The organism is Enterococcus sp. XAF26B05_ASV22 (genome assembly GCF_056727285.1).
The window spans coordinates 397,902-423,373 of record NZ_CM161538.1 but is presented as its reverse complement, the minus strand read 5'-3'; the positions used below and the strand labels follow the sequence as shown (position 1 = coordinate 423,373).

The window sequence follows — 25,472 nt, the reverse complement described above, 5'->3', positions numbered from 1 at the left end:
TGAACTCTATCCCTTGTTTTCTCATTTCTTCGTCCAAATCGCTATCAAACAAAGCAGATCATTAAATTGCCCGCTCGTAACCCGTTCAAAGACCACATTATCACATTCTCGAAATCCTATATGAAGTTTTTCGTAGATGTTTAAACCTTTTTTCCTTGTTCAATCCGTTTAAAATAGATTAGTTTTTTGAAAGAAAATAAGCACTTTTCTTCTTTGACATCCAGATTAGAAAATACTCACTCTAGCTTCTCTAAACATTGACTTTTCTAGCTAAATAACGTACACTGATTACTTGAATCTGATAATTAAATAGTACCTCAAATCGAGGTAGAGGTTGCGTTTTTTATTAAGCTTGCGGAGTGAGAGGACACGTCGAAGCAAGTCTAGGAAAAATCGCCGAAATGCATAACAGCCTCCCTGTTATGTGTTGGGACGTAAGCGAACAACTTACGGACTGTCTTAGTAGTGATGCTAAGTTGCGCTATGTTTTTGTTGAGAGTACCTGACGATAGTAGGCAACCATGCATTTTCGTATGGTTGTTTTTTTACGTGTAGAAGAATAGGTTCGACACCTTCTTCAAAACTCTTTAAACTAAATAATAGTAGAACAAATTAAGTCGTTAAACAGAAAGGAAGAAAGAAAAACATGAACAAGAAATCATTTTCACTTGGCTTACTATTTGCAATTATTTTAAGTGTCTTCTGTTCTCCAGTATTCAGTCATGCAGAAACGAACGGTGAATTCCGTGTCGGGATGGAGGCAGGTTATGCTCCGTTTAACTGGTCCCAAAAAACAGACGCACATGGTGCTGTACCTATTCAAGGAAATTCTTCTTATGCAGGAGGATACGATGTCCAAATCGCTAAAAAAATTGCGGAGGGATTGGATAAAAAACTTGTTATCGTACAAACAAAATGGGACGGTTTGGCTCCTGCCTTGCAATCTGGAAAAATCGATGCCATTATTGCTGGGATGAGCCCTACCGCAGAGCGTCGGAAAGAAATTGATTTTACTGATCCTTATTACGAATCACAATTGGTGGTCGTTGTTCAGAAAAAAGGACAGTTTGCCGATGCGAAAAATTTGAACGATTTAACTGGTGCTAAAATTACTGCACAGCTCAACACGTTTCATTATAGTGTGATCGATCAAATTCCTGGCGTTAATAAACAACAAGCGATGGATAATTTTTCAGCAATGAGAACCGCTCTTGCTTCTGGTATGATCGATGGTTATGTCAGTGAGCGACCAGAAGGTGTGACTGCTACAAGTGTTAACAAAGACTTAGAAATGCTTGAATTCTCTAAAGAAAATGGTTTCCAAACCAATTCTGAAGATGTTCAAGTCGCAGTTGGTATGCGTAAAGCAGATCCCGAAATCAGCAAGGTCAATCAAATTTTATCCACTATTTCTTCAGACGAACAAACAAAAATCATGGATCAAGCAGTGAAAGATCAACCCGCTGCTGAAACAAAGGATAGCGAAAAATCAGGTATATTAACAGACTTTAAAACTATTTGGGATCAATACGGTGGTATGTTCTTACGTGGTGCAGGTTTAACCTTATTTATCGCCTTGATTGGAACGGTTGTGGGAACAGCTTTAGGTTTATTGATCGGAGTAGTCCGCACGATTCCAGAATCTGAAAATAAAGTGAAACGGTTCTTCCAAAAATTAGGAAATGCCTTGCTTTCGATTTACATTGAAGTATTTCGCGGAACACCCATGATGGTGCAAGCAATGGTTATCTTCTATGGTTTAGCCTTAGCTTTTGGGATTTCTCTAGACCGAACGGTTGCGGCTCTGTTTATTGTTTCTATTAATACGGGGGCTTATATGTCTGAAATCGTTCGTGGCGGAATCTTCGCTGTTGATCCAGGACAATTTGAAGCAGCACAAGCGATTGGAATGACTCATGGCCAAACAATGCGTAAAGTCGTTGTTCCTCAAGTATTGCGTAATATTTTGCCTGCAACAGGAAATGAGTTTGTGATCAATATCAAAGACACGGCTGTTTTAAGCGTTATCGGGGTAGCAGACTTATTCTTCCAAGGAAATTCTGCATCTGGCGCAAACTTCCAATTCTTCCAAACCTTTACGATCGTTGGAATCATGTATTTGATTATGACATATGCGATTACGCGTGTTTTACGTATTGTTGAGAAGAAAATGGACGGCCCTTCTGCTTATGTGAAACTAGACGAAGTAGAAAATCAAAAAGAAAGCTAATCATCTAGCTTCGCAGACTCGTTTAACGTTTAAATTAGGAGGATATAAGGATGAATCAAATGATTGAAGTCGAACATTTAAGAAAAAGCTTCGGTGAAAATGAAGTGTTAAAAGATATCAATGTAACTGTAAATAAAGGAGAAGTCGTGACAATCATCGGCTCTTCTGGTTCAGGTAAATCAACCCTTTTACGTTGCATAAACTTACTAGAAAAACCGACAGGCGGCAAAATCATCTATAATGGGGAAAATGTGTTAGAACGTGGCTATAACTTACCAAAATATCGTACACATTTAGGGATGGTATTCCAATCATTCAACCTATTTAATAATATGAATGTGTTAGAAAATTGTACTTCTGGACAACTCACTGTCTTGAAACGAGGCAAAGATGAAGCCAGAAAGATTGCCTTAGAAAATCTTGAAAAAGTTGGGATGGAGCGTTTTATTGATGCAAAACCATCACAGCTTTCTGGTGGACAAAAGCAACGTGTCGCGATTGCCCGTGCCTTATCTATGAATCCTGATGTGATGCTGTTTGATGAACCAACTTCGGCCCTTGATCCTGAAATGGTCGGTGAAGTATTAAAAACAATGAAAGATTTAGCACATACAGGATTGACGATGATCATCGTGACCCACGAAATGGAGTTTGCAAAAGAGGTTTCTGACCGAGTAATCTTTATGGACAAAGGTGTCATCGCTGAAGAAGGTACTTCTGATGATATCTTTGTTCGTCCTAAAGAAGAACGGACGAAAGAATTTTTACACCGTATCCTGTCTAAATCCTAAGAAAAAAAAGGTGTGGAACAAGAGTACAAATCACTTTTGTTTCACACCTTAAATGCGAATAAACGGTGGGATAGAAGCAATCCCTTCGGAAATAAGCGCTTCTATCCCATCCCCTTTTTTCTTATTTATATTGTCTAATAGTTGGTGGCATGAATGTATCAATAAATTGTTGGATTTCCTCTAAAGAATCTGAAAAGAAAATTTTTTCCCGATCTCCTGCTGTTAAAAAACCTTCTACAACCATTTTATCAAAGAAATCCGCTAATAAATCATAATAGCCATCGACATTAAAAAAAATACATGGATGTTGATGTTCCCCTACACGGCCCCAAGAAACAACTTCTGATATTTCTTCTAGTGTCCCCGGCCCTCCAGGTAATGCTAAATAACATTCTGCCAAATCGATCATCTTTCGTTTGCGTTCATGCATATCGTTCACTATATGCATCTCAGTAATATTTTGATGCGCTAGTTCTCGCTCTAATAGAAATGTTGGCATTACACCAATCACTTTCCCGCCATTTTCAATAACCGTATCAGCCAACAACCCCATTAAACCAACATTGCCGCCACCGTAAACAAGATCATAATCATTACGACTCATCCATTGCCCTAATGCCTTTGTTTGTTCCTGATAAATTGTCTTATTCCCTGCACTGGCACCACAATAAACCGCCATTTTCTTCATAAAATCCCCACCTACTCTAATTAAATATACATCTTCACTCGATTCATTTTATGCCTCTTCACTTGTGGATTGATATGAAACATCGTTAAATGATCTGATTGTAAAACGTTCTTGATTGTTTTCGTTTTCTAAAATAGTAATACTAGTATTGGCAAGTGGTCCGCCTTCACGCCATTTTGCTTTTTCTTTGCCTATCAGTGAATTGATCAACGTAATCAGTAACACCCCGTGAGCAATAATCAGTACATTGCCATCTGGATAATCTTTGCTAAGCTTTTCAATCGTCTGAGTTGAACGTGATACTAAAGAGTCAATCGTCTCTCCCCCAAATGTTGTAGGATCATATAAATCTGGCCGCTGGCGTAAATGAGCCGTTTGTTCATCCATATGATCGATTTCGACCCCTTCACGCTTGCCGAATTTGATCTCTCTTAAGCTGTCATGATACTGTACCGTTAGACCATCTAAAAAATTATTTTCTTTAAGAATATAATTTGCTGTATCCATTGCTCTTTTTTGAGTACTGACTGCTACTACATCAAATGAACGATCACTAAGATAGCGACCTGCCTGAATCGCTTGTTCAATTCCGATTGGCAATAATGGAGAATCGATGTCCCCACCTTGAAATCGTAAACCTAAATTCAATTCCGTCTTACCGTGTCTAACAAAATAAAATGTAGTCATTTGTTCCGCCCCTCCATTTTTGAACTATTGCTTATACTTGAATATGATACTACAAATAAGAAATCTCTGCTTTGTTAAAAAATTGCTTGTAAAGTATTTCCACATTGTTGATTCTCTATGCTACCATAGTAAAATAGACTGGAGGAATTTATGTGGAACTTCAACACTATCAACAATGGATCAGTGAATTTTACAAAAAAAGAGGCTGGTATGAACTCAATTCATTTGTTCGTGTAGGCTTTTTGTCTGAAGAAACAGGTGAAGTCGCGCGAGCTGTACGTGCCTTAGAAATCGGGCGTGACCGCCCAGATGAGGAAGAAAAATCGACGGAACATCTGGTTCAAGATTTGACGGAAGAACTCGGCGATGTTTTGGATAATATTTTTATTTTAGCAGATAAATATGATATTCGTTTTGAAGATATTTTAGCCTCACATAAACAAAAACTAGAAGAGCGTTTTGGTGAGCTGAACGGTATGGAAGAAGGGATATAATGGACAAACATATTACAATCCGATTCGTTAAAGAACGTGATTTTCTATCATTACTAGAGATAGAAAATACGATTTGGACAAATGAAAATTCTCCGGTACTTCACTTCTATGAGTCGGTTGAGGAATACAAAGAAAAGAGCGAGGGACGACTTATTTTTGTCGCTACAGATGAAAACAGCGTTCATGGTTTTGTTGCTGTTCATCATCCAACCTCTTTGCCTTCACATAAAAAACAATGGATGTTTGGGATCGGTGTTCATCCAGATAGTCAGTCATTGGGTATTGGACGTCAATTACTGGATTTTTTAAAAGATATTGCAGCTGAAGAGGGGATTCATAAGATTTCTTTGCGCGTTATGGGGACCAATACGAAAGCGATTCAGTTTTATCGTAAAAATGGATTTGTCCAAGAAGCTTTATTTAAAGATGAATTTTTTATCAATGGTGCGTATTGTGATGATTATCAGTTTGCTTATTTTGTCGATTAGGCTCATCAATTTTTAATGTTTACTGAAAACATCAAACTTTTTCTGAAAATTCGCTTGCTGTGGTCTTCTTATTCTGGTACTTTTAGTAAGGATAAATTTTAAGGAGTGTTGAAGTGTGACAAAAAAATTATCATGGCGTGATTACCTTTACGTAGGTTCCATGCTATTTGGCTTATTTTTCGGGGCGGGAAATTTGATTTTTCCAGTTCATATGGGACAAGAGGCTGGTGCTACTATATTTTTAGCGAACCTCGGCTTTTTGATCACAGGTATCGGCTTGCCATTTCTAGGTGTGATTGCCATTGGGATTTCCAAAAGTAATGGGGTGTTTGATTTAGCAACTCGGGTGAATCGACGCTATGCTGTTGGTTTTACTGTATTGTTATATCTAACGATTGGTCCTTTTTTTGCCTTACCTCGTCTGGCAACAACGTCTTTTGAAATTGGCTTAGTGCCCTTTATTCCAAGTGATCAGCATAAATTGATTTTAGCAGTCTTTTCGGCGCTATTCTTTCTGGTTGCTTGGGCCTTTTCACGTAAACCGACTAAGTTATTAGGGTATGTAGGAAAATTTTTAAATCCATTATTTCTATTTTTATTGGCGATTTTGATTTTATTTGCTTTCTTAACGCCACTCGGAACGATCTCTTTAGCACCTGTTGCAGATAGTTATACGGCCAACCCTTTTTTTAAAGGATTTACTGAAGGCTATAATACATTAGATGCACTAGCTTCTCTGGCTTTTGGAATCATCATCGTTTCAACGATTCGAGGTATGGGTGTTGAAAAACCAAATGATATTGCGAAAGATACGATAAAGTCCGGCGCAATCAGTATTGTCTTGATGGGGATCATCTATACTTTGTTGTCTTATATGGGCACGATGAGTTTAGGGAAATTCCCGCTTAGTGAAAATGGCGGAATTGCTTTAGCTCAAATCGCTAACCACTATCTAGGTAATTTAGGTAGTATTTTACTTGCACTTATTGTTATCCTTGCCTGTTTAAAAACAGCAATCGGATTGATTACCGCCTTTTCTGAAACATTCAGCGAACTGTTTCCAAAAGGTTCCTATTCATTTTACATTGCGATAGCAAGTATATTACCTTGTTTGTTTGCAAATGTTGGATTAACGAATATCATTCAGTTTTCAATCCCTGTCTTGATGTTCCTTTATCCATTAGCGATGACCTTGATGATTTTAGTCATCGTCAGCCCGCTGTTTGATCATCGCAAAGAAGTCTATCGCACAACAACTTATATCACACTATTTGCTGCCTTACTTGATGCTTTGAACAGTGCGCCCGATTTTATTAAATCAAATACAGTGGTTACAACTATTTTAACTGCTGCTGAGGAATACTTGCCTTTATTTACGATTGGAATGGGCTGGGTTGTTCCTTCAGTACTTGGATTTATCATTGGTTTAATTTGGATCAAACTAAAAAAAGAACCTGATCTTAACTGATAACTGGAAAGACTGGGCAGAAGTATTTAACTGCTATAACCAACTCCTTCAATTCTTAGTGTCTTTAGCACCTAGAGATTGATGAGTAATTGCTTCTGCTTCAACCATTTATCAGGCTTTCTTAGGAGTGTGGTGTGACTCGTGGAGTTACACTACACTCCTTTTTGCTTCATAAGACGTCACCGTCTTCTCTTTTCTGTGCGCTCAAAACAATAACTTTCTTCATTAGGATATAAAATCATCCTTTTAGAACTATATGAATGACTACGCAAAAACTAATTATCGTCTTAGCTGACAATTGACCATAAAGTACAGTAGAATAGGGACAAGGAAGTGATTAGCATGCTCTATGAGGAATTGATGATGGATTCTGGAATGCTTACCAAATTTAAAGTATTCAAACGAATTACACAAATCAATCAGTCAGATATTTCTATTACTCAGTTATCTGAGGAACTATCTTTGAATTATCAACAGGTATTTATTATTATGAATGAAATCAATCATGATCTAGCTAAAGTAATCTCAACGCACCCCTCGATTTTACAAAAAGCTGGCAAGATCGACAGTACTAACTTACTCGTAACAATCGATGAATACCGGTATTTTCTATTAAAAAAATCGGTTCCGTTTCAATTTATTCTCTATTTTTTAAACCATGATTCTCCTAACATAGATGATTTTTGTCAACGCTATTACGTGAGCCGTTCAACAGTCTCTAGAAAGATGCTGCCTTTGAAAAGACACGTAAAGCAATATAATCTGCGGTTTACATATACTGAAGCCAACTTGATTGGTGATGAACGTGCGGTCAGAGTCGCACTTTTCGATGCCTTGTGGCTAGGAACCAGAGGAACGATCTGGCCATTTAAAAGTGTTCCCCGTGAAGAAGCGGAAAGACTGGCAGAAGCATTTTCTGAATATTTCCCATTATCCAGAACCTATTTAGGCTCTAAAGAATTGCCTTATTTTGCAGCGATTTTTCTCTGTCGCACTCGGAAAAAGATTTTTGTTTCGTATGATGAACGGTATGATTTCTTGATGCAGGATAATCCTTACTATGATTTTGAGCGCCTCAACAAAGAACTAGGGCCACGTCAAGCTTTGCCTCCTAAATACACAAAAGGGGAAAGCAGCTTTATCTTTTTTCTCGCACATTATGCGCCTTTTTATACCTTAGATGATGATCCGTCCTTGTCTCAAACACTACACGATTTCTCAATAAGACCAAATCCTGTCTATGAATTGGTTCAAGAATTTTTAGACTATGCTAAAATCAACATCTTTAAAAAAGAGCCAGAAGTTCTTGATAAACCCGTTCTTATTGGAAATTTACTGAATATTGCCTTTACTTTTTATGTTTTGCGTCAACCCTTCCCTAACCTTCAAAAATTAGTGGAGTTACCACGTAAAAAGAAAAAAGCGGACGAACTTCTGGAAACGAAAATTCAAGTTTTTTTTGATGAAAAAGCAAAGGAAAAAGAATATAAATTTATTTATACCATCAAAAATCCGCTGGTTAAAATGTTCAAAAGTGTATTACTTCCTGTTTATGACAAACCAAAACATTCAGAGCATTTAAACATCGGTGTGGCTTTTGAGCATAATTTTCTTCTAGTTAGAAGGATCTATCAGTTCTTAAATGATTTAGGTTTTGTGGATTCTGCTCCTTATCAGGAAGAACTAAATGAGCAATACGATTTGGTGATCAGTTCTTCTCTATTACCAAGGAAAAAATACCCAGAATTACCGCTTTACTTCTGGGATCTCTCTTATGATGAAGAAGAATTAGCTGATTTATATCGGACGTTACAACAGCTTTTTGAGAAAAAAAATATTGTTCAAGAATAAGTACAGAATTGTACGATTATTAAATGTCTCATCATGCATTACATGAGCGTTGCTAAGCACATGCGGTTTTATCTATTGATTTTAAAAAAATCTAAGGGTCAAGAGCAAGACATATTAGCTTTTGCTCCTTCCCTTAGATTAACTACTTATATAAGATGAAATTTACTCATCATAGGTAGACTGGTGAAAAAATTCTATATCTAATCCTTTTTCTTGCTCTTCTGCTGTTGTCTCTATTCTTGTTATTTTTGATGAAACAATTAGAATAAGTCTTGTTATGATGAAGGCATACGCTGCAACGAAGCAGACACCTAAAATTTGAACCAGCAGTGCATTTAAGCCGCTAGCAGTTACTAATGAAGCACCTGTTCCGAAGATACCAATTAAAATAGTTCCAGTGAATCCACCAATACCATGGACCCCCCATACATCCAATGCATCATCCCAGCCTTTTTTCTTGCGAAAATCAACAGCAAGGTTACAAATAATTGCTGCGATGGCACCAATAGCAATTGCTTCTGTTGGTTTTACATATCCTGCGCAAGGGGTTATCGTTGCTAATCCTGCAACTGACCCAGTCAAAATATCCACAAAATCATAGTACCCCTTCTTAAATTTGGCAAATAAAATCCATACAGTTAAAGATGTAGCAAGTGCAACAAACGTTGAAACAAATGCATTCACTGCTTGAATATCTGCACGTAATGCACCACCAGAATTAAACCCAAACCAACCAAACCATAAAAGTCCAGTTCCGATTGCAGCGATCATCAAATTATTGTGTTGGCTTTTTTGTTGTTCCGTCAACTTTCTTTGTCCTAAGTACAAGATCGTTGCTAGAGAACCAAATCCGGCTGTCGTATGAATAACTGTACCGCCAGCAAAGTCTTTAAAGTTGAAATTACTTAAGAATCCACCACCCCAAACCCAATGGCAGACAGGGAAATAAATCAATAAATTCCAGCCGATCAACAGTAAAATATACCCTTTCATCGTCAAACGATCTGCAAAAGCCCCTGTCATAAGAGGGACGGTGATCACACAAAACATCAATTGAAAAGCAAAAAACATTAAAAAGGGAATCGTTGCCCCATGTAAAAGGTTCGCTAATGTGCCGACATTTTTCATCAAGAAGAAATCAGCTGGATTTCCGATAATACCATGAAAATCTGAACCAAATGCTAGCCCAAACCCTCCAAAAATCCACATTAACGTTGTGACTCCAACTGAAACAAATGATTGTCCCATAATGATTAATATATTATTTTTACGTGCCAAACCTCCATAGAAAAAAGCTAAACCTGGTGTCATTAAACACACCATTGCTGTACATAAAATCATAAATGCTGTATCGCCTGTATTAATTGAATTTGACATGAATTTCATTCCTTTCTTTGAATCTATTTCAATATAGTAATTCATTTTGCTACACTACTAGCAAATTATACTATTTGGCGCTCAAATTTGAGCATCAATCAAAGCTTGGACATAAGCAGATTTCGCATGCATCAATTGACTCGTTTCTATCACTTCTTCTAAATGTCCCTCTTTTAAAAAAATAAGTTTGTCACAAAAATAAGTAGCCAGTTCTAAATTATGAGTAACGACTATATAATACAAGTTAAATTCCTTTTTTAAAGCAAGTAACAACTCAAGCATACGGTCCACATTAAATAAGTCTAACGAACTAAAGGCTTCATCCAAAATCAATACCTTTGCTTCCGTTAAGATACTTCTCGCAATACAAACACGCTGAATCTGCCCACCACTTAAGTTTCTTGGCTTCTTGTCTAAGAGTTCTTCAGATAATCCCACTTTATTTAAAACAGTAATTATCTTTTCTTTTGTTTCTTGTGTTTTATTGTTTTTACTAACTGATTCTACTAAGGCTTTTTCTATAGTAAAGTCCGGATTGATTGCAGAGGTGTACTCTTGAAATATCATGCTCACTGGGTTCTTTTGTTTGAGTGGCTCGTTTAGTTTAAATATGATTTCCCCTGACCCTTTATCTGGTTTTTCAATACCAGCTATTAGTTTAGCTAATGTTGTTTTCCCACTACCACTTTCTCCTAAAATACCAATAATCTCTTCTGAAATACAAAGTGAAAACGGCTTTAGTCCACCGTCCATTTTTTCTCTTGGCTTGAATAACCGCTTTTTGTAATACGTCTTTGATAATTGCTCAAGAACTAACCAATTTTCCATCTTTTAATCTCCAAAATGTCGAACCTATTTTATTTTTTATTCTACGCATTTTTACCAAATATGAGGTTGAATCAAGATCCATTTTGTCTATTTTTTTGTGTTCAATTTTTCTACCTGCTTCTAAAACCAGTGCCGTATCGCATAAGTAATCTACAATAGCAATATCATGTGTCGCCAAAAGTAGAGTCGTCTCATTTCGTTTTTTTAGCTGCAAGAAATTATCTAGAATTCTCTTTCTATTTATCGTGTCCAATGCACTCGTCGGCTCATCTGCAATAATCACTTTGGGTTTCAAAATAAGTGCTAACCCAATTGCACAGCGCTGTAATGTTCCACCAGATAATTGAAAGGGGTATTTGTTTAAGATACTTTCTGGTAAGTCCATACTTTCCAATAACTCTTGAATCATATTTGTTCTTTCACTTATAGAAAATCGATTTTCTGTCAATGTTTCTTTCAATTGCACACCCATTTTTTCAATAGGATCAAATGCTTCTGAAGCATTTTGAGGGATGTATGTTAATTCGCGACTTAATACCGCCGAAAAATGAACATTTGTTTTCTCCTGAATAACGATTTTATTTTTAGTATCCGGAAAATAGGCAATTAATCCACTTGAATGAAGTGATTTTGGACAGATTCTCATAATCGTTTTAAGAAGTGTCGTTTTCCCACTTCCACTTGGTGCCAGAATGCCTAAAAACTCATTTCTTTCTACTTGAAAAGTTAGATTAGCAAGAACTTTTTTATTTGTTTTGAGTTCATTTACGGTCAACTCTTCCACTACCAAAACTAGTGTATTTTCCATTACTTTCTCCTTCGTTACTCGCTATTCATTTCGTTGATTCCTTCTGCAACAGCGTCTCCGATATAATTGAGCATCGCTATCACAAGAAATAGTGTGATCCCAGCAGGAATCATCTGCCAAGGCTCAACTACAGCGATTTCTCTGGATTCGTTTAACATTCTACCCCACTCAGCTGTTGGTGGCTGAATCCCAACTCCGAGAAAAGATAGCGCACTAATACTCATAATCACTGCACTAATATCTAATGTAGAATAAACAATGATTGCCCGAATAATCGGGGGAAAAATGTGTTCTTTAAATACCCATCCTTTAGACTTTCCAGAACTTAGGGAGAAGACAACATAATTTTTTGTTTTATAATTAAGGACTTCTGTCCTGATCATTTTAACGTACCACGGAAATCGTACTAGTGTCAGTGCTAAAATAATCGTCAGTAAACTAGGGCCTAAAATACCAATAATACATAAAGACATCATTTCATTCGGTAAAGAAAGCATCAAGTCACAAAATCGCATCATTGTTGCATCGATCCAACCACCAAACATCCCAGAAATTCCACCAAAAATGAGCCCGATCAAAAGAATCAAGAAAACAATCAAAAAGGAGAGAAGTAACGTCACTCTACCGCCATATAATATCCTCGAAAAGATATCTCGACCTAACATGTCTGTTCCAAAAAAATGTTCACTACTTGGATGAGCCAATTTATTCATAATATCTTGTTTGTTTGGATCATACGGTGACAAGACATTCGCAAAAATAATACCTAACATTAAAAGACTTAAAAAGAGAATAGAAACAAGAACTATTCTATCCTTGACTATTTTTTTCATTACATCCATCAGCTGCCTCGCTCTCTTAGTCTGGGATCAATCCTTTTGTTTAAGGAATCAATCAACAAACTACTGCTAATAAAGAACAATGACATAATCACAATATAGGCTTGCAAAACAGGTAAATCGCGATTTCTGATTGCATTAATACAGAGAAGCCCCATACCAGGCCATGCAAAAACACTTTCTATAATGATGCTACCAGCAATCAGTTTGGGAATACTCACGCCAATCGAAACAACAGAAGAACGCAAAGAATTTTTCAATAAATGTTTCGTGATCGATTTTTTTGAAAATCCTCTTGTAAAATAATAGTCGACATATGGCAACTGTTTATTTTGCAATAAATCATTGCGAATCAACCGAATATACGAACTAGAGTAGGCCAAAGAAAGTGTCAATGCCGGCAAGAAAACTGATAATAGCCCTTCGGCCCCTCCCGTTGGTAACCAATTTAGCTTGATAGAGAACAAAAAGATCAGTAACAACCCTAGCCAAAATGATGGAATTGCATTTAAGACAAAGGTGATCAATCTTAAGACTTTTTCAGTCCAATGATTTTGATAATTAGCAGCCAAAATTCCCAGTACTAAACAGGTTACAATAATGATGATCAGTGTTACTAGAGTCAAAAATACTGTATATGGAAAAGCCTCACTGATCATACCAGCAATCGATTTACCAGTAGCATAACTTTTACCTAAATCCCCTTTTAGAGCCTGTTGAACCCAATCAATATATCTTGCAAAAAAAGGTTGATCTAACCCCAATTCTGAACGCATCTGACGCACATTTTGTTCAGTTGGTGTGATTGCTTGGACTCTTAGTGCTACTTCAGCTGGATCATTGGATAGATACGTCAATAGGAAAAAAGGAATAAACGTTATTAAAAAAAGAAGAAGTAGGATTTTTCCACAATTTTTAATAATAGATTTAATCATTGTCACCCAACTTTCTATCCTTATTCAAAGAACATTTTTTCAAATGGTATTTCATATTGCGAATCATTAAACGTGATATTTTTAAGGTTAGCTTTACCGATTGCTTTCGTTTTCGAATACGAAATTGGGATATATACACATTGCTCGTTGATGTACGTCAAAATTTCGCTATAATCTGTTTGTCTCTGTTTTTCATCTGGCTCAATCATCACTTGTGTGATTTTATCATCCAACCATGCTTTTTTATCCAAGCCTAATTGTGCTTGATAATCTCCATGTGCCGGTATTCGCCAAGAAGAAAGATAAGATTGCGGATCGTAAGGCGTTCCCCACGACAACGAATACTGTAAATCGAACTCTCCATCTTTTTGACGATCAAGAAAATTCTGTTTTTCCTCAGAAATAATGGCTAAGTCCACTCCCACCTCTTTAAGATCCGCTTGAATCGATTGAGCGATCGTTCCTTCTTGTGCATTTTGTGAATTATAGGAAAAAGTTAGTGCTAAAGGTTTATCATCCTTCATACGTATTCCATTTTTTCCTACTTTCCATCCTGCTTCATCTAGTAATTGGTTTGCTTTTTCCACGTTGTAATTATAGCTCTTTAATTCAATATCACAATAAGGAGCCGTTTTTGGCAATAGCGTATCTGCTTTGTCTTCTGAATTGTTTAGTACACCTTTAATAATATTCTCTTTGTTGACTGCGTAAGTTAACGCTTGTCTAACCTTTAATGAACTCAGATTTTCTCGTTTACTATTTAATAGTATTGCACGAGAGGCTACTGGTTGGCTAGATACGGCTGTAAAAGCAGCCTTGTCAGCTTTCATTGCGTTATAGGCATCCATATTTAATTGGTCGCCATCTGCACCATAAATAAGATCAATTTCTCCTTTTTTTAGAGCAAGTAATAATGCTTGTGAATCTGGAATTACTTTCCAATCCACTTCTGAAACTTTTGGTTTTTCACCCCAATAATCTTCATTCACTACAAAGTGCGCATATTGATTGTCCTTGTGCGTTTCCAGTTTATACGGCCCAGTTCCCACATAGCTTGACACACCCGTTTTAGATCCCCCCTCAATAAAACTTTTAGGCGAGATAAAACGAAATGGCCTAGTCAACCCGAGTTCAATCAAGGTTGGGTAATAGGGATGTTTTAAGGTTAATTTGAAAGTCTCATCATCTACTACTTGTGTCGACTCGATTTCATTCACCATATCTAACCAAGCATGACGTTCCTTATTAGCCAAAACTGCATCAAAATTTTGCTTCACAGCATCTGCATTGAATGCCGTACCATCCGTAAATTTCACATTAGTTTGTAAAGAAAAGGTATATTCTTTACCATCATCAGAAATAGCCCAGCTTTTTGCTAACGCAGGTTTGACTTTTCCCTCTTCATTTTTGGTCAATCCTTCGAAAACCATATTTTGCGCAGCCATTTCCCCATTGTATAAATGCGGATTAATATCTCGTATATCTTTTGTACTACCGTAATTTATTTGATTAGAAGATCGACTCTCTTTTTTTGATGAATTACAGCCTGCTAAAATTAGTAGCATCATAGAGAAAGTAAAAAAGAAGACTGGCATCCATTTTCTTTTCTTTGCCAACAACTCATCTCCTTTGCCATTTATTTTGTTGCTTCTATTAGGAATATAGGGGAAAACAAGAAATTGATTTTCTGAATATCACTTAGTAATTGGTCATTCATATTCTCATGAATTGTAATAGATTGGAATCCACACTCTTTCAATACCTTCTTATCCCATATAGGACGGGTAATTTTTGATAAAGGCATTTCTTTAGCTAAGTCTTCCATCCAATCAATGTCTGTCCCTTCATAATAATCTTTAACAGCCATCTCTTGCGTCAATTCTCGATTTTTTTCATATTTCTCCCGCAGCGTTTCATCGTAAAGATATTTGTACCAATTTGAATCAAAATTTAGTAAGATTCCTCCTGGTTTTAATACTCGATACCATTCTTTATATGCTTCCTTTGGATTTTCTAGATTCCAAGTGACATTTCTTGTGACAATTGCATCAAAATCAGCTGTATCAAATGTCAACTTATGAGCATCCATCAATGCCCATTCGATTTTTTCAACGAGATCACCCGCATTCAACTTCGCTTGAATCAACATTTCTTCTGTCATATCGATTGACGTCACTTCAAAACCTTTTTCAGCAAGCAATATGGAGAGAAAACCTGGACCAGTACCTATATCAAGAATTTTTTTAACTGGTTTTTCGTTTGCATTAAAAGCACTAAGGATGACATTTTGCCATAATGTTTTTGGTTCTCCCAGTAATTCTTCATGATGCTGTTGTCCATAGGTTTCAGATCTCTTTGACCAGTAATCAATAATTTCATTTTTAAATGTCTTCTTAGCCATTTCCACACTACTTTCCCCTTTTTACTACATAACAGAACAATGCCTCGCCATTTCTTACTAAAAAGTTCGTAAAAAATCTTCATCTTGTCCATTAATTCTGGATGTAGTTGTCATTTTTACTAAGAATCAATTCAGGATAATGAAGCTGTTCTATTCGAAAATGATTGAGTGCTTGCATCAGGATATAGCGATTTTCTTCTCCACTTTTCCCCAGCGCTCGAAGCACAAAACCAGGTTTTTCTAAACTTGAAATGCCAAAATTGACAGTTGTTTCAATTTCATTTAATTTCTTTCTAATTGTTTCAATAACCTCTTTTGTACAAGAAGGACTGATAATTATCAACGTATTATAATTCAAGCCGTCTTCAAAATAACCTAGTGCAGACATATCATTTTTCAATGGCTCTGATAGTAAATGGTCATTGTAGATTAATTCTTCATCCATATATATACTTGTTTTCATCTGTAATTCAGCGTATTGAAACGGTTGCTCATCAGCAGACCAGCCCGCTGTTACACCATCCATTAAAATTAGCGTTGTATTTTCTTTCATCTGAACGATTGTTTCTTGTTTGTAAATTGAATTTTTATAAGGAATTACTTCATCTGTTAAATATTCAAATGTGCTATTTTCTTCTAAAACAAGCTGTGTTTTTTGTGTTGTTTGTATTTTATTGTCACATTTGTATACGTAAGTTGGTGCTTGAGTTGTCACGATAGCATGCGCTTCTTTGGCTACCGTAACATCCAGTTCATATTTCTCTCCCTCAAGGAAACCTCCACCCGTACTAATAAAGAAGTAATATGGTGTTTTCTCAGTCGCTAATGGAATATTCGAGGACACGCGAGAATTGCCCTCATGATAAATTCTAGATGCAATGGTTCGGTTATTACGATTGGTAAATGCCATTTCAATAAGTCCGTCTGTATCTTGCCTCATATTATAATCCTTCTAGTAAAACATTTTTACGGATCCATTCATTTACGGCTGCTACCCCTTCTTGATCCTTTAAGTTAGTAAATAAAAAAGTATTATCTTCTCGAAAAACTTCGGTGTCTTTTTTCATGACATCTAAATCAGCACCAACATACGGAGCCAGATCGATTTTATTGATGATAAATAAATCACTCTTGATCATTCCTTGACCTGCTTTTCTAGGAATTTTTTCTCCTTGGGCCACATCAATAATATAAATAGAGGAATCGACTAATTCTGGACTAAACGTTGCGGCTAAATTATCCCCACCACTTTCCAAAAAAATTACATCTAAATCTTCAAATCGTTCTTCTAATTGTTCAATAGCTGCAAAATTCATTGATGCATCTTCACGAATTGCTGTGTGTGGACATCCTCCAGTTTCTACACCGATAATACGATCTTCACTTAAAACAGAGTTATCACATAAGAATTTTGCATCTTCTTTTGTATAGATATCATTGGTTATTACTGCAACGTTCAAATCCTCATTCATTTGTCTAACTAAACGTTCAATAAGTAATGTTTTCCCTGATCCAACGGGTCCACCGACACCAATTATTACTGTTTTTTTCATCTGTTATTTCCTCCCTATGACATAAAAAGTCTGAATACTTGTGTTTCATGGTTAATTTGTGACAATTCGATTCCAGGTACATTGGCTCCTAAATAAGATGCGTCCAATTGCTTCATTTCTGCTACTATCTCTTCTAGAAGTGGGATTGTTCTTTGTAGAATTAATTGTCCGCTTTTTTGCCCTAGAGGGACTGCTCTGACAGCATTTTGAATCATCGTAGAATTTATACTATAGCCATAAAGTAAGATTGCTTCATCTGCGTCCAGTCCTTTATAATGAGCAAAAATAGCAAAAACAATCGCTGGATTTCCATAAACAGTAGCCTTTTTGATTTGTTGCTTATAATCATCTAGTAATGGAATATCATGTAAAGTTTGAACTAGGTCAATCATTTGCTTCGCAATCATTTTTGTCCCATTTCTTGTTTCAGCTGCTTGTGAGGAACATGTAATGATTTTATCGTATTCCCAAATTACTTCTATTTTTTCTTCTTCCAAAGCTTTAAAACAAAGATTTATAAGTAACCCTTCACCGTATTTAAATTGTGTTTTTAAATACGTATCTAACCAAATTTCAAAATCATCTGCATTCGTTATTTTATCTGTTCTCAAATAATTTTCCATACCAAAGGAATGATTGAATGTCCCAATAGGAAAAGTGGAATCGCAGACTTGTACAACATCTAAAAAATTTTCAAACCTTTTTACATTAATGTTCATGCGACAAGTCCACATGTTTCAAAGCTTTTTTCAACTTGATTTTTTTAATCTCGTAGTCTATACCCTTTTTATTTAAAAGATCAACTACAGTTGGATCTACTTCTAAAACAATTTTCCCGTCTTCTACAACAACAGGTTTATGTGTATTTCCAAGTAAGTGAGCAATTTCACCCATTTCATCCATCGTTGACGGTTTAATGATAATCATTTCTTCAGAGCGTACCGCAATGACTAATATGTTATGGTCATCGACAAAAAAGATAGAACCATTACGCAACGCTTCACTTTCACTTGTTAATCGAATACCATAATCGTTGCCATGATCTGTGGTTACCCTTAAAATTCTTTTGTTTAAATCATCACTGTTTAATCTAACCGTTTCAACATGATATTTCGTAATATCATCGATTTCATCAAGATTTGAATCAATAGTTGTCAAAATCATATTCTTCCTCCTGTAATAACATATTGATAATTTAACAGAACAAAAGTGGCATTAGCTTCCTTAAAATTTCTTCTAAATGTATATAGATATCATTTTTTTAAAAGAATTTTTGATAGCTTGCCACTTTTGTCCCAGCATTTTTCTGTTTAGAATAGGTAATATCTTTGGCTTAACGCCACAGTGTCGACGGGATCACAAGTAATCAATTCGTCATCAATCTTCACATCAAATGTATGAGGGTCAACAGTAATCGTTTTTGGACTGAAATTATTTAATTTCATGTCTCGCTTGGTTAAGTTTCTTGTATTATGAACAGGTAAAACAACTTTTTCAAGTCCAATGTTTTTCTTGATTCCATGATCGTATGCAAACTGTGAAACGAATGTAATATTTGTGGCAGTCACAGCCTTGCCGCATGCCCCAAAGAGATCTCTCATTAGACGAGGTTGTGGTGTAGGTAGACTTGAACTTGCATCTCCCATCACACCATAACTAATCATACCCATTTTTAAAACCATTTTGGGTTTTGCTCCAAACTTCGCTGGTTCCCAAATGACTAAATCAGCATATTTTCCTACTTCAACGGATCCAATATAATCTGATACACCGTTTGTGATGGCTGGATTTATTGTGTATTTTGCAATATATCGTTTGATTCGATTATTATCGTTAAATTCACTATCTCCATCTAATGGTCCACGTTGTTTTTTCATTTTATCGGCCAATTGCCAACAACGCATTGCAACTTCACCAACACGTCCCATAGCCATTGCATCAGAAGTCATAATACTTAGTGCGCCCATATCATGTAAAACATCTTCTGCTGCGATCGTTTGTTTACGTACACGAGATTCTGCAAATGACACGTCTTCTGGTAATTTCGGATCCAAGTTATGACAAACCATGACCATATCAAAGAGTTCACTGATTTCATTGATCGTATAAGGATTTGTTGGATTCGTTGATGAAGGCAATACATTATCGTGCCCCGCTACTACCATGATATCTGGTGCGTGTCCACCACCTGCACCTTCAGTATGGAATGTATGCACTGTTCGTCCTTGAAAAGCATCTAACGTATTTTGAACGAATCCCCCTTCATTAAGCGAATCAGTATGAACCGCAAATTGAACATCGTATTGATCAGCAGCTTTCAGTGAATTATCAATTCCAGCAGCAGTTGCGCCCCAATCTTCATGGTTTTTTATCGCCATGGCACCTGCTTCAATTTGTTCTGCTATCGTTTCAGGTACAGCACCCGCACCTTTTGCCATAACACCTATGTTGATTGGTAAGTTTTCGGCTGACTGAAGCATTCGTTCGATATGCCATTTACCAGGTGATGTAGTCGCTGAATTTGTTCCATCAGCTGGACCTGTTCCCCCACCGAATAATGTTGTAATGCCATTATCAAGTCCCGCTTGTGCTAAACCTGGTGAAATAAAATGAACATGAATGTCCAATCCACCCGCTGTTACGATTAGACCCTCAGCAGAAATTGCTTCCGTACTAGCACCAACGACAAAGTCTATGTCATCCATATTATCTGGATTTCCGCCTTTACCAATGGCGATGATCTTACCATCGCGAATTCCTATATCCGCTTTAATAATTCCTGTATAGTCAATGATTGTTGCATTGGTGATAATTGTATCTACAACCAGTGGATTTGCTGCACGGGTTTCTGTAGCGCTTTGCCCCATGCCATCTCTCAAAACTTTTCCTCCACCAAACTTGCTTTCTTCACCGTGAATCGTATAATCCTTTTCAATTGCTGCAAATAAATCCGTATCTCCTAATCGAACACTATCCCCGACTATTGGGCCAAACATTTGCGCGTATTTACTTCTATCCATTTTAAAGCTCATATTTTTCCCTCTTTTCAGCTATTTTGTGCGGTCATCATCTAAAAAACCATTTATTTTATCATTGAACCCATAAATACGGCGTTTTCCCCCTACGTCAATCAAATTCACTTTACGGGTTTCACCTGGTTCAAAACGGATTGCAGTACCTGCAGGTATATCTAGACGTTTGCCTCTTGCTTTTTCACGATCAAATTTCAAGCCTTCTTCGTTTGCTTCATAGAAGTGAAAATGTGACCCCACCTGAACAGCTCGATCACCAACATTTTTCACCTCTAAAGTGATGGCATCATACCCTTCATTACATACAACTGGTTCTTTTGCTAACTTATATTCTCCTGGAATCATAACTTTTCCTCCTTCATCGAATCATTAAAATGAATTTATTGGATTGGATCATGAACGGTAACTAACTTTGTTCCATCTGGAAATGTTGCTTCTACTTGAATCATTGGAATCATTTCTGAAATACCTTCCATGACATCTTCTTTTGTTAAAAGATTTCTACCCTCGTTCATTAATTCAGAAACTGTTTTTCCTTCACGTGCGCCTTCTAAAATCAAATCCGTAATCAAAGCGATACTTTCTGGATGATTCAATTTTATTTTTTTGTCTTTTCTGCGTTGGGCAATCATCGCTGCCAAGCTGATCATCATTTTTTCTTGTTCTCTTGTTGTTAATTGCATAATAAATGCTCCCTTCTCATTTTATTTTGGCCATAAATCAAGTAGCATTAAGAATCCTGGAATCCAAGCAGTAATGATTCCTTCCCCTACCGATAGATAACCCACAAATTTCCCCAGATTTTTTCCGAGTGTATTTTCAAGAAATCCCGTAAACCAAAGAATTCCCCAGAGAAACCAAATTATTCCGTATAGCGTATTTCCGCCATACCCATAAAAACATAATATTCCTGCTGGAATCGCGTTGATTGCTACAAATAAACTGAACCAGCCATAAAGCTTCTGATCTAAATCAAACATCGAATTAATTGCTGTATAAAGATACGTAAACGCAAATAATAAACCAGTCGCACTGGCATAAAACCACGATGAATCTTTATTCGCCACTATCCCGTAAGAAAGAGCTACTAGGTTTAAAAGTAAACTTAATCCACCTGTAAATAGATTCATCACCACGACTGATTTATCTTGTGTTCCTTGTAATCGGTAAAGACCATTGCTTATTAACACCATTCCTACGTACAATAAAATAACACCAAGCATTTTTATCCTCCTATCTTCATTCAAATACGTTATTTATTAATTTATATACTATTTCTATACAATATACGTATAAAAGATTGTTTTATGGAAGCTTTGAAATGAGTAATCTATCAAAATAAGTAATTTTCCGATAAACCCCAACTAAATTTACTGACTTAAAAATAACTTTATAACAATTTATTATATGGAATACATTATCTACAAAAATTAAACTAGCTTGGTACACCAGCATTTATCCCTAAAGAAAAGGGAATTATTCTGCTCCATCGATTATTCTTTCCCAATCGATTTTATGAATTATATCTTACTCCTGTATACTGAAATATACAAATATTTTTCACGTTTTTAAATTTTTTTAAGAATTAATATAAAATAAAAAAGGAGAGTAGCTACAACTCTTTGAGCTATAGCTACTCTCCTTTTTTATAAAACGTTTGGTTATTTTACTCATAAAAAACTTATTCATTCATATCTTACTTCAACCAAATACAATCCTTCCGGATGTGCAGTTGGTCCAGCTAAATTCCGATCTTTAGCGGCAATGATTTCAGGAATTCTTGTTTCATCCATTCGACCATTTCCCATTTTAAGAAGTGTTCCTACCAATATTCGGATCATCTTATACAAAAAACCATCTCCACGAAATGTAAAAACCAGTTCGTCTCCCGCTTCATTGATCTCAAGTCTTGCTTCATGAATCGTTCGAACTTTATCCTCAATCTCGGTCCCAGAAGCACAAAATGACGTAAAATCATGCGTTCCAACTAAATCAGTCAACGCTCTCTGAATTTTCTTAATATCAACCTCATAAGGAAAATAACTAGCATAGAATCGTTTAAATGGATTTCTTGGTTTCCCGATATCTACCCGAAATTGATAGATCTTCTCAACAACATGATAACGAGCATGAAAATCATCTGGTACGATTTCTACACTTTTAACAGCGATATCTTCAGGTGTTTGAGTATCGAGAGCATAACGCATTTTTTCCAAATCTCTCGTCTGTGGATAATCAAAATGAATCACCTGCCCTACAGCATGAACACCTGCATCCGTCCGACCAGATCCAAAAATCGTGATTGTTTTGCCATTGTTCATTTTTCTTACTGTTTTTTCAACTTCTGCTTGAACTGTTCGTCCATTTGGTTGAGACTGAAATCCATTAAAATTGGTTCCATCATACGCAATAACTGCTTTATAGCGCGGCATTTCTTTTCCACCTTTACTTCTAACTTCTTATAAAAATCAATACTACTGTTAATACAGCGAATGCGAGCATCACGACCGTATCTTTTAAATGCCAATGAAGAATCCGATATTTTGTCCGACCGTCCCCACCTTGATAGCCACGTGCTTCCATTGCCGTTGCTAAATCTTCTGCTCGATTAAAGCTGCTGACAAATAACGGAATCAATAGCGGTATAACAGCTTTCATTTTTTGAATCAGATTTCCCTCACCAAAATCGACGCCACGAGCACGCTGAGCATTCATGATTTTCTCTGTTTCATCCATCAAGGTTGGTACAAAGCGCAATGCGATCGACAACATCAATGATACTTCATGCACAGGAAAACGAACTACTTTTAACGGACGTAATAAATACTCGATCGCATCTGATAAATCCAGAGGTGGTGTTGTCAACGTTAATAATGTAGACATGAAAATAATCAACACAAAACGACAGAAAATAAACAACCCATTAATTACACCAAATTCAGTGATTGTAAAAATTCCCCACTTAAAGTAAACTTCTCCGCCTTGGGTAAACAACATCTGTAACGCAACCGTGAACAGAATCAACCAAATCAGCGGTTTGATTCCCCGAATAAAGAAACGGATATTCACTTTGGATAGAAAAATTGCAAATAATGTAAAAATAGCTAAGACACCATATGTTTGCCAGTTATTCGCTAAAAATATAATGCCAATAAAATAAAAACTAGCAATCAATTTGGCTCTTGGGTCCATCGTATGAATAAATGAATCACCAGGAATATAACGCCCAAAAATCAACTTATTCATCACAGGTCTTCACCTGCCTTTTTTAGTCCTTTTAATAAATCCTCTGCTAGAGCTTCTGCGGTCAACGGTAATTCTTCAAAAGAAAAACCTTTTGCTAACAATTGCTCTGCAAAAGTCGCAGCCGTTGGTACACCTAATTGTTTTCCTTTCAACCAGTTAATATCTTGAAAAACTTCTTGAGGTTTACCTGCCTTAACAACCTGACCTTGTTCTAATACGATGACATGATCTGCATAATTAGCTACATCATCCATTAAATGAGTCACCAAAACGATTGTCATGCCGCGCTCTTCGTGGAGGCGTTGAAACATGGCCATCATTTCTTTACGTCCTTGTGGATCGAGACCAGCTGTAGGTTCATCTAAAACCAATACTTCTGGTTCCATCGCCAAGACTCCCGCAATCGCCACCCGACGCATTTGACCTCCTGATAATTCGAATGGTGAACGTTCTAGATAACTTGCCTCCAGACCAACCAACTCAAGCATTTCAGCAGCTAATCGTGCAGCATCTTCTCCTGATACACCAAAATTCTTCGGTCCAAAAGCAATGTCTTTCGCTACAGTTTCTTCAAACAGTTGTGCTTCTGGAAATTGAAAAACAATTCCCACTTTTTTACGAATCGGCTTTAAATTTTTATTATTTGTTTCAGGAACAATCACTCGATCTCCAATCGTCACTGTCCCTTTTGTTGGCTTTACTAGAGCATTTAAATGTTGCAACAATGTCGATTTACCACTACCTGTATGCCCAACGATTGCTGTATAAGAACCATTTTCGATTGTCAAATTCAAATCAAATAATGCCCGCTGTTCAAATGGTGTATTGGGTTGGTACGTAAAATCTACTTGTTCAAAACGGATGTCCATAGCCAATCCACCATCCTTTCTTCAGTCAAATATTCATCTGGCACATCAACGCCTCGTTGTTTTAAGGCAATTTTTAACTTTTCTGGAAAAGGAAGATCTAAACCCATCTGAATCAACTCAGTTCCTGCTGAGAAAATTTTCTCGGGTGTGCCTTCACTGACAAGTTCCCCTTGCTTCATGACTAAAATCCGATTTGCATTTGCTGCCTCATCAATATCATGCGTAATTGAAATAACTGTCAAATTACTTTCTTCTTTAATTTTTTTGATTGTCGAAATCACTTCATCTCGTCCCTCAGGATCAAGCATACTTGTTGCCTCATCCAAAATGATGATATCTGGACGTAACGCCACAACACCCGCAATCGCTACGCGTTGTTTTTGACCGCCAGATAAACGAGCTGGTTCACGTGTGGCAAAGGTACTCATTCGCACCTTTTCTAGCGCATCCTTAACTCTGACAAGCATTTCCTCACGCGGAATCCCTTGATTCTCTAAGCCAAATGCAACATCATCTTCTACGGTTGATCCTACAAATTGATTATCTGGATTTTGAAAGACCATCCCAACCATTTTGCGGATATCCCAAACATTGGTTTCATTCAGCTCTTTGCCACCAACTGAAATACTTCCTGAAGCGGGTAACAATAATCCGTTGATTGTTTTTGCTAATGTTGATTTCCCTGATCCATTATGTCCAATAATTGCAATCCACTCACCTTGTTGGATGGAAAAAGATACATCTTTCAAAGCGGGAGAAGCATCTTCTGGTTGATAGTTAAAATCGATATTTTTTAATTCAATTATCGGTTGCATCGCGTACTCCCTCAATTATTTAGTCTTACTAACACTAACAAAAAATCAGTGTTTTTTCAATCATCTATTCTT

The 25,472-nt window shown here is 36.6% G+C and carries 27 protein-coding genes and 1 riboswitch; of the genes, 6 read left to right on the top strand and 21 right to left on the bottom strand.

The features are described from left to right. Positions 1-320: 320 nt before the first annotated feature. A riboswitch (Lysine riboswitch) is annotated at positions 321-492 on the top strand. A 154-nt stretch (positions 493-646) separates the two neighbouring features. Beyond that, positions 647-2,230, top strand: coding sequence for an ABC transporter permease subunit (locus AC1PU0_RS02235; RefSeq protein WP_206848444.1), 1,584 nt, complete (start codon positions 647-649; stop codon positions 2,228-2,230). A gap of 50 nt (positions 2,231-2,280) precedes the next feature. Then, the gene (locus tag AC1PU0_RS02230; protein ID WP_277989333.1) at positions 2,281-3,021 is read left to right on the top strand and encodes an amino acid ABC transporter ATP-binding protein; all 741 of its coding nucleotides are present in this window, start codon (positions 2,281-2,283) and stop codon (positions 3,019-3,021) included. A gap of 121 nt (positions 3,022-3,142) precedes the next feature. On the opposite strand, the gene AC1PU0_RS02225 is transcribed toward AC1PU0_RS02230, so the two are convergent. Next, positions 3,143-3,709 (bottom strand): LOG family protein, encoded by a 567-nt coding sequence (locus AC1PU0_RS02225; protein ID WP_479998655.1) that lies wholly within the window; start codon positions 3,707-3,709, stop codon positions 3,143-3,145. A gap of 48 nt (positions 3,710-3,757) precedes the next feature. Next, complete coding sequence (locus AC1PU0_RS02220) at positions 3,758-4,396, bottom strand: histidine phosphatase family protein (RefSeq protein ID WP_206848442.1); 639 nt, start codon at positions 4,394-4,396, stop codon at positions 3,758-3,760. Between the two features lie 152 nt (positions 4,397-4,548). Between AC1PU0_RS02220 and AC1PU0_RS02215 the strand changes: the two genes are divergently transcribed. From AC1PU0_RS02215 to AC1PU0_RS02200, 4 genes are all read left to right on the top strand, one after another. After that, complete coding sequence (locus AC1PU0_RS02215) at positions 4,549-4,890, top strand: MazG nucleotide pyrophosphohydrolase domain-containing protein (protein ID WP_069654037.1); 342 nt, start codon at positions 4,549-4,551, stop codon at positions 4,888-4,890. After that, positions 4,890-5,378: a GNAT family N-acetyltransferase gene (locus AC1PU0_RS02210; protein WP_206834225.1), complete on the top strand. Its 489-nt coding sequence runs from the start codon at positions 4,890-4,892 to the stop codon at positions 5,376-5,378. The genes AC1PU0_RS02215 and AC1PU0_RS02210 overlap by 1 nt, the downstream gene beginning before the upstream one ends. A 115-nt stretch (positions 5,379-5,493) precedes the next feature. Continuing rightward, positions 5,494-6,846, top strand: a complete 1,353-nt coding sequence (brnQ, locus tag AC1PU0_RS02205; RefSeq protein ID WP_206848441.1) for a branched-chain amino acid transport system II carrier protein — start codon at positions 5,494-5,496, stop codon at positions 6,844-6,846. A 342-nt stretch (positions 6,847-7,188) separates the two neighbouring features. Beyond that, complete coding sequence (locus AC1PU0_RS02200) at positions 7,189-8,697, top strand: helix-turn-helix domain-containing protein (RefSeq protein WP_206848440.1); 1,509 nt, start codon at positions 7,189-7,191, stop codon at positions 8,695-8,697. Between the two features lie 162 nt (positions 8,698-8,859). Here AC1PU0_RS02200 and AC1PU0_RS02195 read toward each other — a convergent pair whose 3' ends face one another. The 19 genes from AC1PU0_RS02195 to AC1PU0_RS02105 all read right to left on the bottom strand — a co-directional run bounded on the left by AC1PU0_RS02195 (position 8,860) and on the right by AC1PU0_RS02105 (position 25,400). Further along, on the bottom strand, positions 8,860-10,074 hold the full coding sequence (locus AC1PU0_RS02195) for an ammonium transporter (protein WP_111248429.1): 1,215 nt from the start codon (positions 10,072-10,074) through the stop codon (positions 8,860-8,862). Between the two features lie 81 nt (positions 10,075-10,155). Further along, on the bottom strand, positions 10,156-10,902 hold the full coding sequence (locus AC1PU0_RS02190; RefSeq protein ID WP_206848439.1) for an ABC transporter ATP-binding protein: 747 nt from the start codon (positions 10,900-10,902) through the stop codon (positions 10,156-10,158). Continuing rightward, a complete protein-coding gene (locus AC1PU0_RS02185) occupies positions 10,880-11,710 on the bottom strand; it encodes an ATP-binding cassette domain-containing protein (RefSeq protein WP_206848437.1) in 831 nt (276 codons plus the stop codon). The genes AC1PU0_RS02190 and AC1PU0_RS02185 overlap by 23 nt, the downstream gene beginning before the upstream one ends. Positions 11,711-11,724: 14 nt before the next feature. Continuing rightward, entirely contained in the window at positions 11,725-12,543 is an 819-nt protein-coding gene (locus AC1PU0_RS02180; RefSeq protein ID WP_206848435.1) for an ABC transporter permease, read from the bottom strand. A gap of 8 nt (positions 12,544-12,551) precedes the next feature. After that, positions 12,552-13,484: an ABC transporter permease gene (locus tag AC1PU0_RS02175; protein WP_242596500.1), complete on the bottom strand. Its 933-nt coding sequence runs from the start codon at positions 13,482-13,484 to the stop codon at positions 12,552-12,554. A 20-nt stretch (positions 13,485-13,504) separates the two neighbouring features. Beyond that, entirely contained in the window at positions 13,505-15,100 is a 1,596-nt protein-coding gene (gene nikA / locus AC1PU0_RS02170; RefSeq protein ID WP_206848432.1) for a nickel ABC transporter substrate-binding protein, read from the bottom strand. Between the two features lie 20 nt (positions 15,101-15,120). Continuing rightward, positions 15,121-15,885 carry a class I SAM-dependent methyltransferase gene (locus tag AC1PU0_RS02165; protein ID WP_069654209.1) on the bottom strand — a complete coding sequence of 255 codons (765 nt, stop codon included), beginning with the start codon at positions 15,883-15,885 and terminating at the stop codon, positions 15,121-15,123. A 91-nt stretch (positions 15,886-15,976) separates the two neighbouring features. Then, positions 15,977-16,825, bottom strand: coding sequence for an urease accessory protein UreD (locus AC1PU0_RS02160; protein ID WP_206848430.1), 849 nt, complete (start codon positions 16,823-16,825; stop codon positions 15,977-15,979). 1 nt (position 16,826) lies between these two features. Beyond that, entirely contained in the window at positions 16,827-17,438 is a 612-nt protein-coding gene (gene ureG, locus AC1PU0_RS02155; RefSeq protein WP_069641212.1) for an urease accessory protein UreG, read from the bottom strand. 14 nt (positions 17,439-17,452) lie between these two features. Then, positions 17,453-18,157: an urease accessory protein UreF gene (locus AC1PU0_RS02150; protein ID WP_069654046.1), complete on the bottom strand. Its 705-nt coding sequence runs from the start codon at positions 18,155-18,157 to the stop codon at positions 17,453-17,455. Beyond that, positions 18,147-18,602, bottom strand: coding sequence for an urease accessory protein UreE (locus AC1PU0_RS02145; protein ID WP_069654047.1), 456 nt, complete (start codon positions 18,600-18,602; stop codon positions 18,147-18,149). Before AC1PU0_RS02145 ends, AC1PU0_RS02150 begins: the two co-directional genes overlap by 11 nt. 146 nt (positions 18,603-18,748) lie before the next feature. Continuing rightward, a complete protein-coding gene (gene ureC, locus AC1PU0_RS02140) occupies positions 18,749-20,470 on the bottom strand; it encodes an urease subunit alpha (RefSeq protein ID WP_206848428.1) in 1,722 nt (573 codons plus the stop codon). Positions 20,471-20,488: 18 nt separating this feature from the next. Continuing rightward, positions 20,489-20,815 (bottom strand): urease subunit beta, encoded by a 327-nt coding sequence (locus AC1PU0_RS02135; RefSeq protein ID WP_069641208.1) that lies wholly within the window; start codon positions 20,813-20,815, stop codon positions 20,489-20,491. A 35-nt stretch (positions 20,816-20,850) separates the two neighbouring features. Continuing rightward, the gene (locus AC1PU0_RS02130) at positions 20,851-21,153 is read right to left on the bottom strand and encodes an urease subunit gamma (protein ID WP_111248422.1); all 303 of its coding nucleotides are present in this window, start codon (positions 21,151-21,153) and stop codon (positions 20,851-20,853) included. 21 nt (positions 21,154-21,174) lie between these two features. Beyond that, positions 21,175-21,693 (bottom strand): AmiS/UreI family transporter, encoded by a 519-nt coding sequence (locus tag AC1PU0_RS02125; protein ID WP_069641206.1) that lies wholly within the window; start codon positions 21,691-21,693, stop codon positions 21,175-21,177. Between the two features lie 462 nt (positions 21,694-22,155). Beyond that, complete coding sequence (gene truA / locus AC1PU0_RS02120) at positions 22,156-22,902, bottom strand: tRNA pseudouridine(38-40) synthase TruA (protein ID WP_206848427.1); 747 nt, start codon at positions 22,900-22,902, stop codon at positions 22,156-22,158. Positions 22,903-22,921: 19 nt separating this feature from the next. Then, positions 22,922-23,719, bottom strand: a complete 798-nt coding sequence (locus AC1PU0_RS02115; protein WP_206848426.1) for a CbiQ family ECF transporter T component — start codon at positions 23,717-23,719, stop codon at positions 22,922-22,924. Then, a complete protein-coding gene (locus AC1PU0_RS02110; RefSeq protein ID WP_206834255.1) occupies positions 23,716-24,585 on the bottom strand; it encodes an energy-coupling factor ABC transporter ATP-binding protein in 870 nt (289 codons plus the stop codon). Before AC1PU0_RS02110 ends, AC1PU0_RS02115 begins: the two co-directional genes overlap by 4 nt. Beyond that, a complete protein-coding gene (locus tag AC1PU0_RS02105; RefSeq protein ID WP_069654051.1) occupies positions 24,561-25,400 on the bottom strand; it encodes an energy-coupling factor ABC transporter ATP-binding protein in 840 nt (279 codons plus the stop codon). The genes AC1PU0_RS02110 and AC1PU0_RS02105 overlap by 25 nt, the downstream gene beginning before the upstream one ends. Positions 25,401-25,472 lie beyond the last annotated feature (72 nt).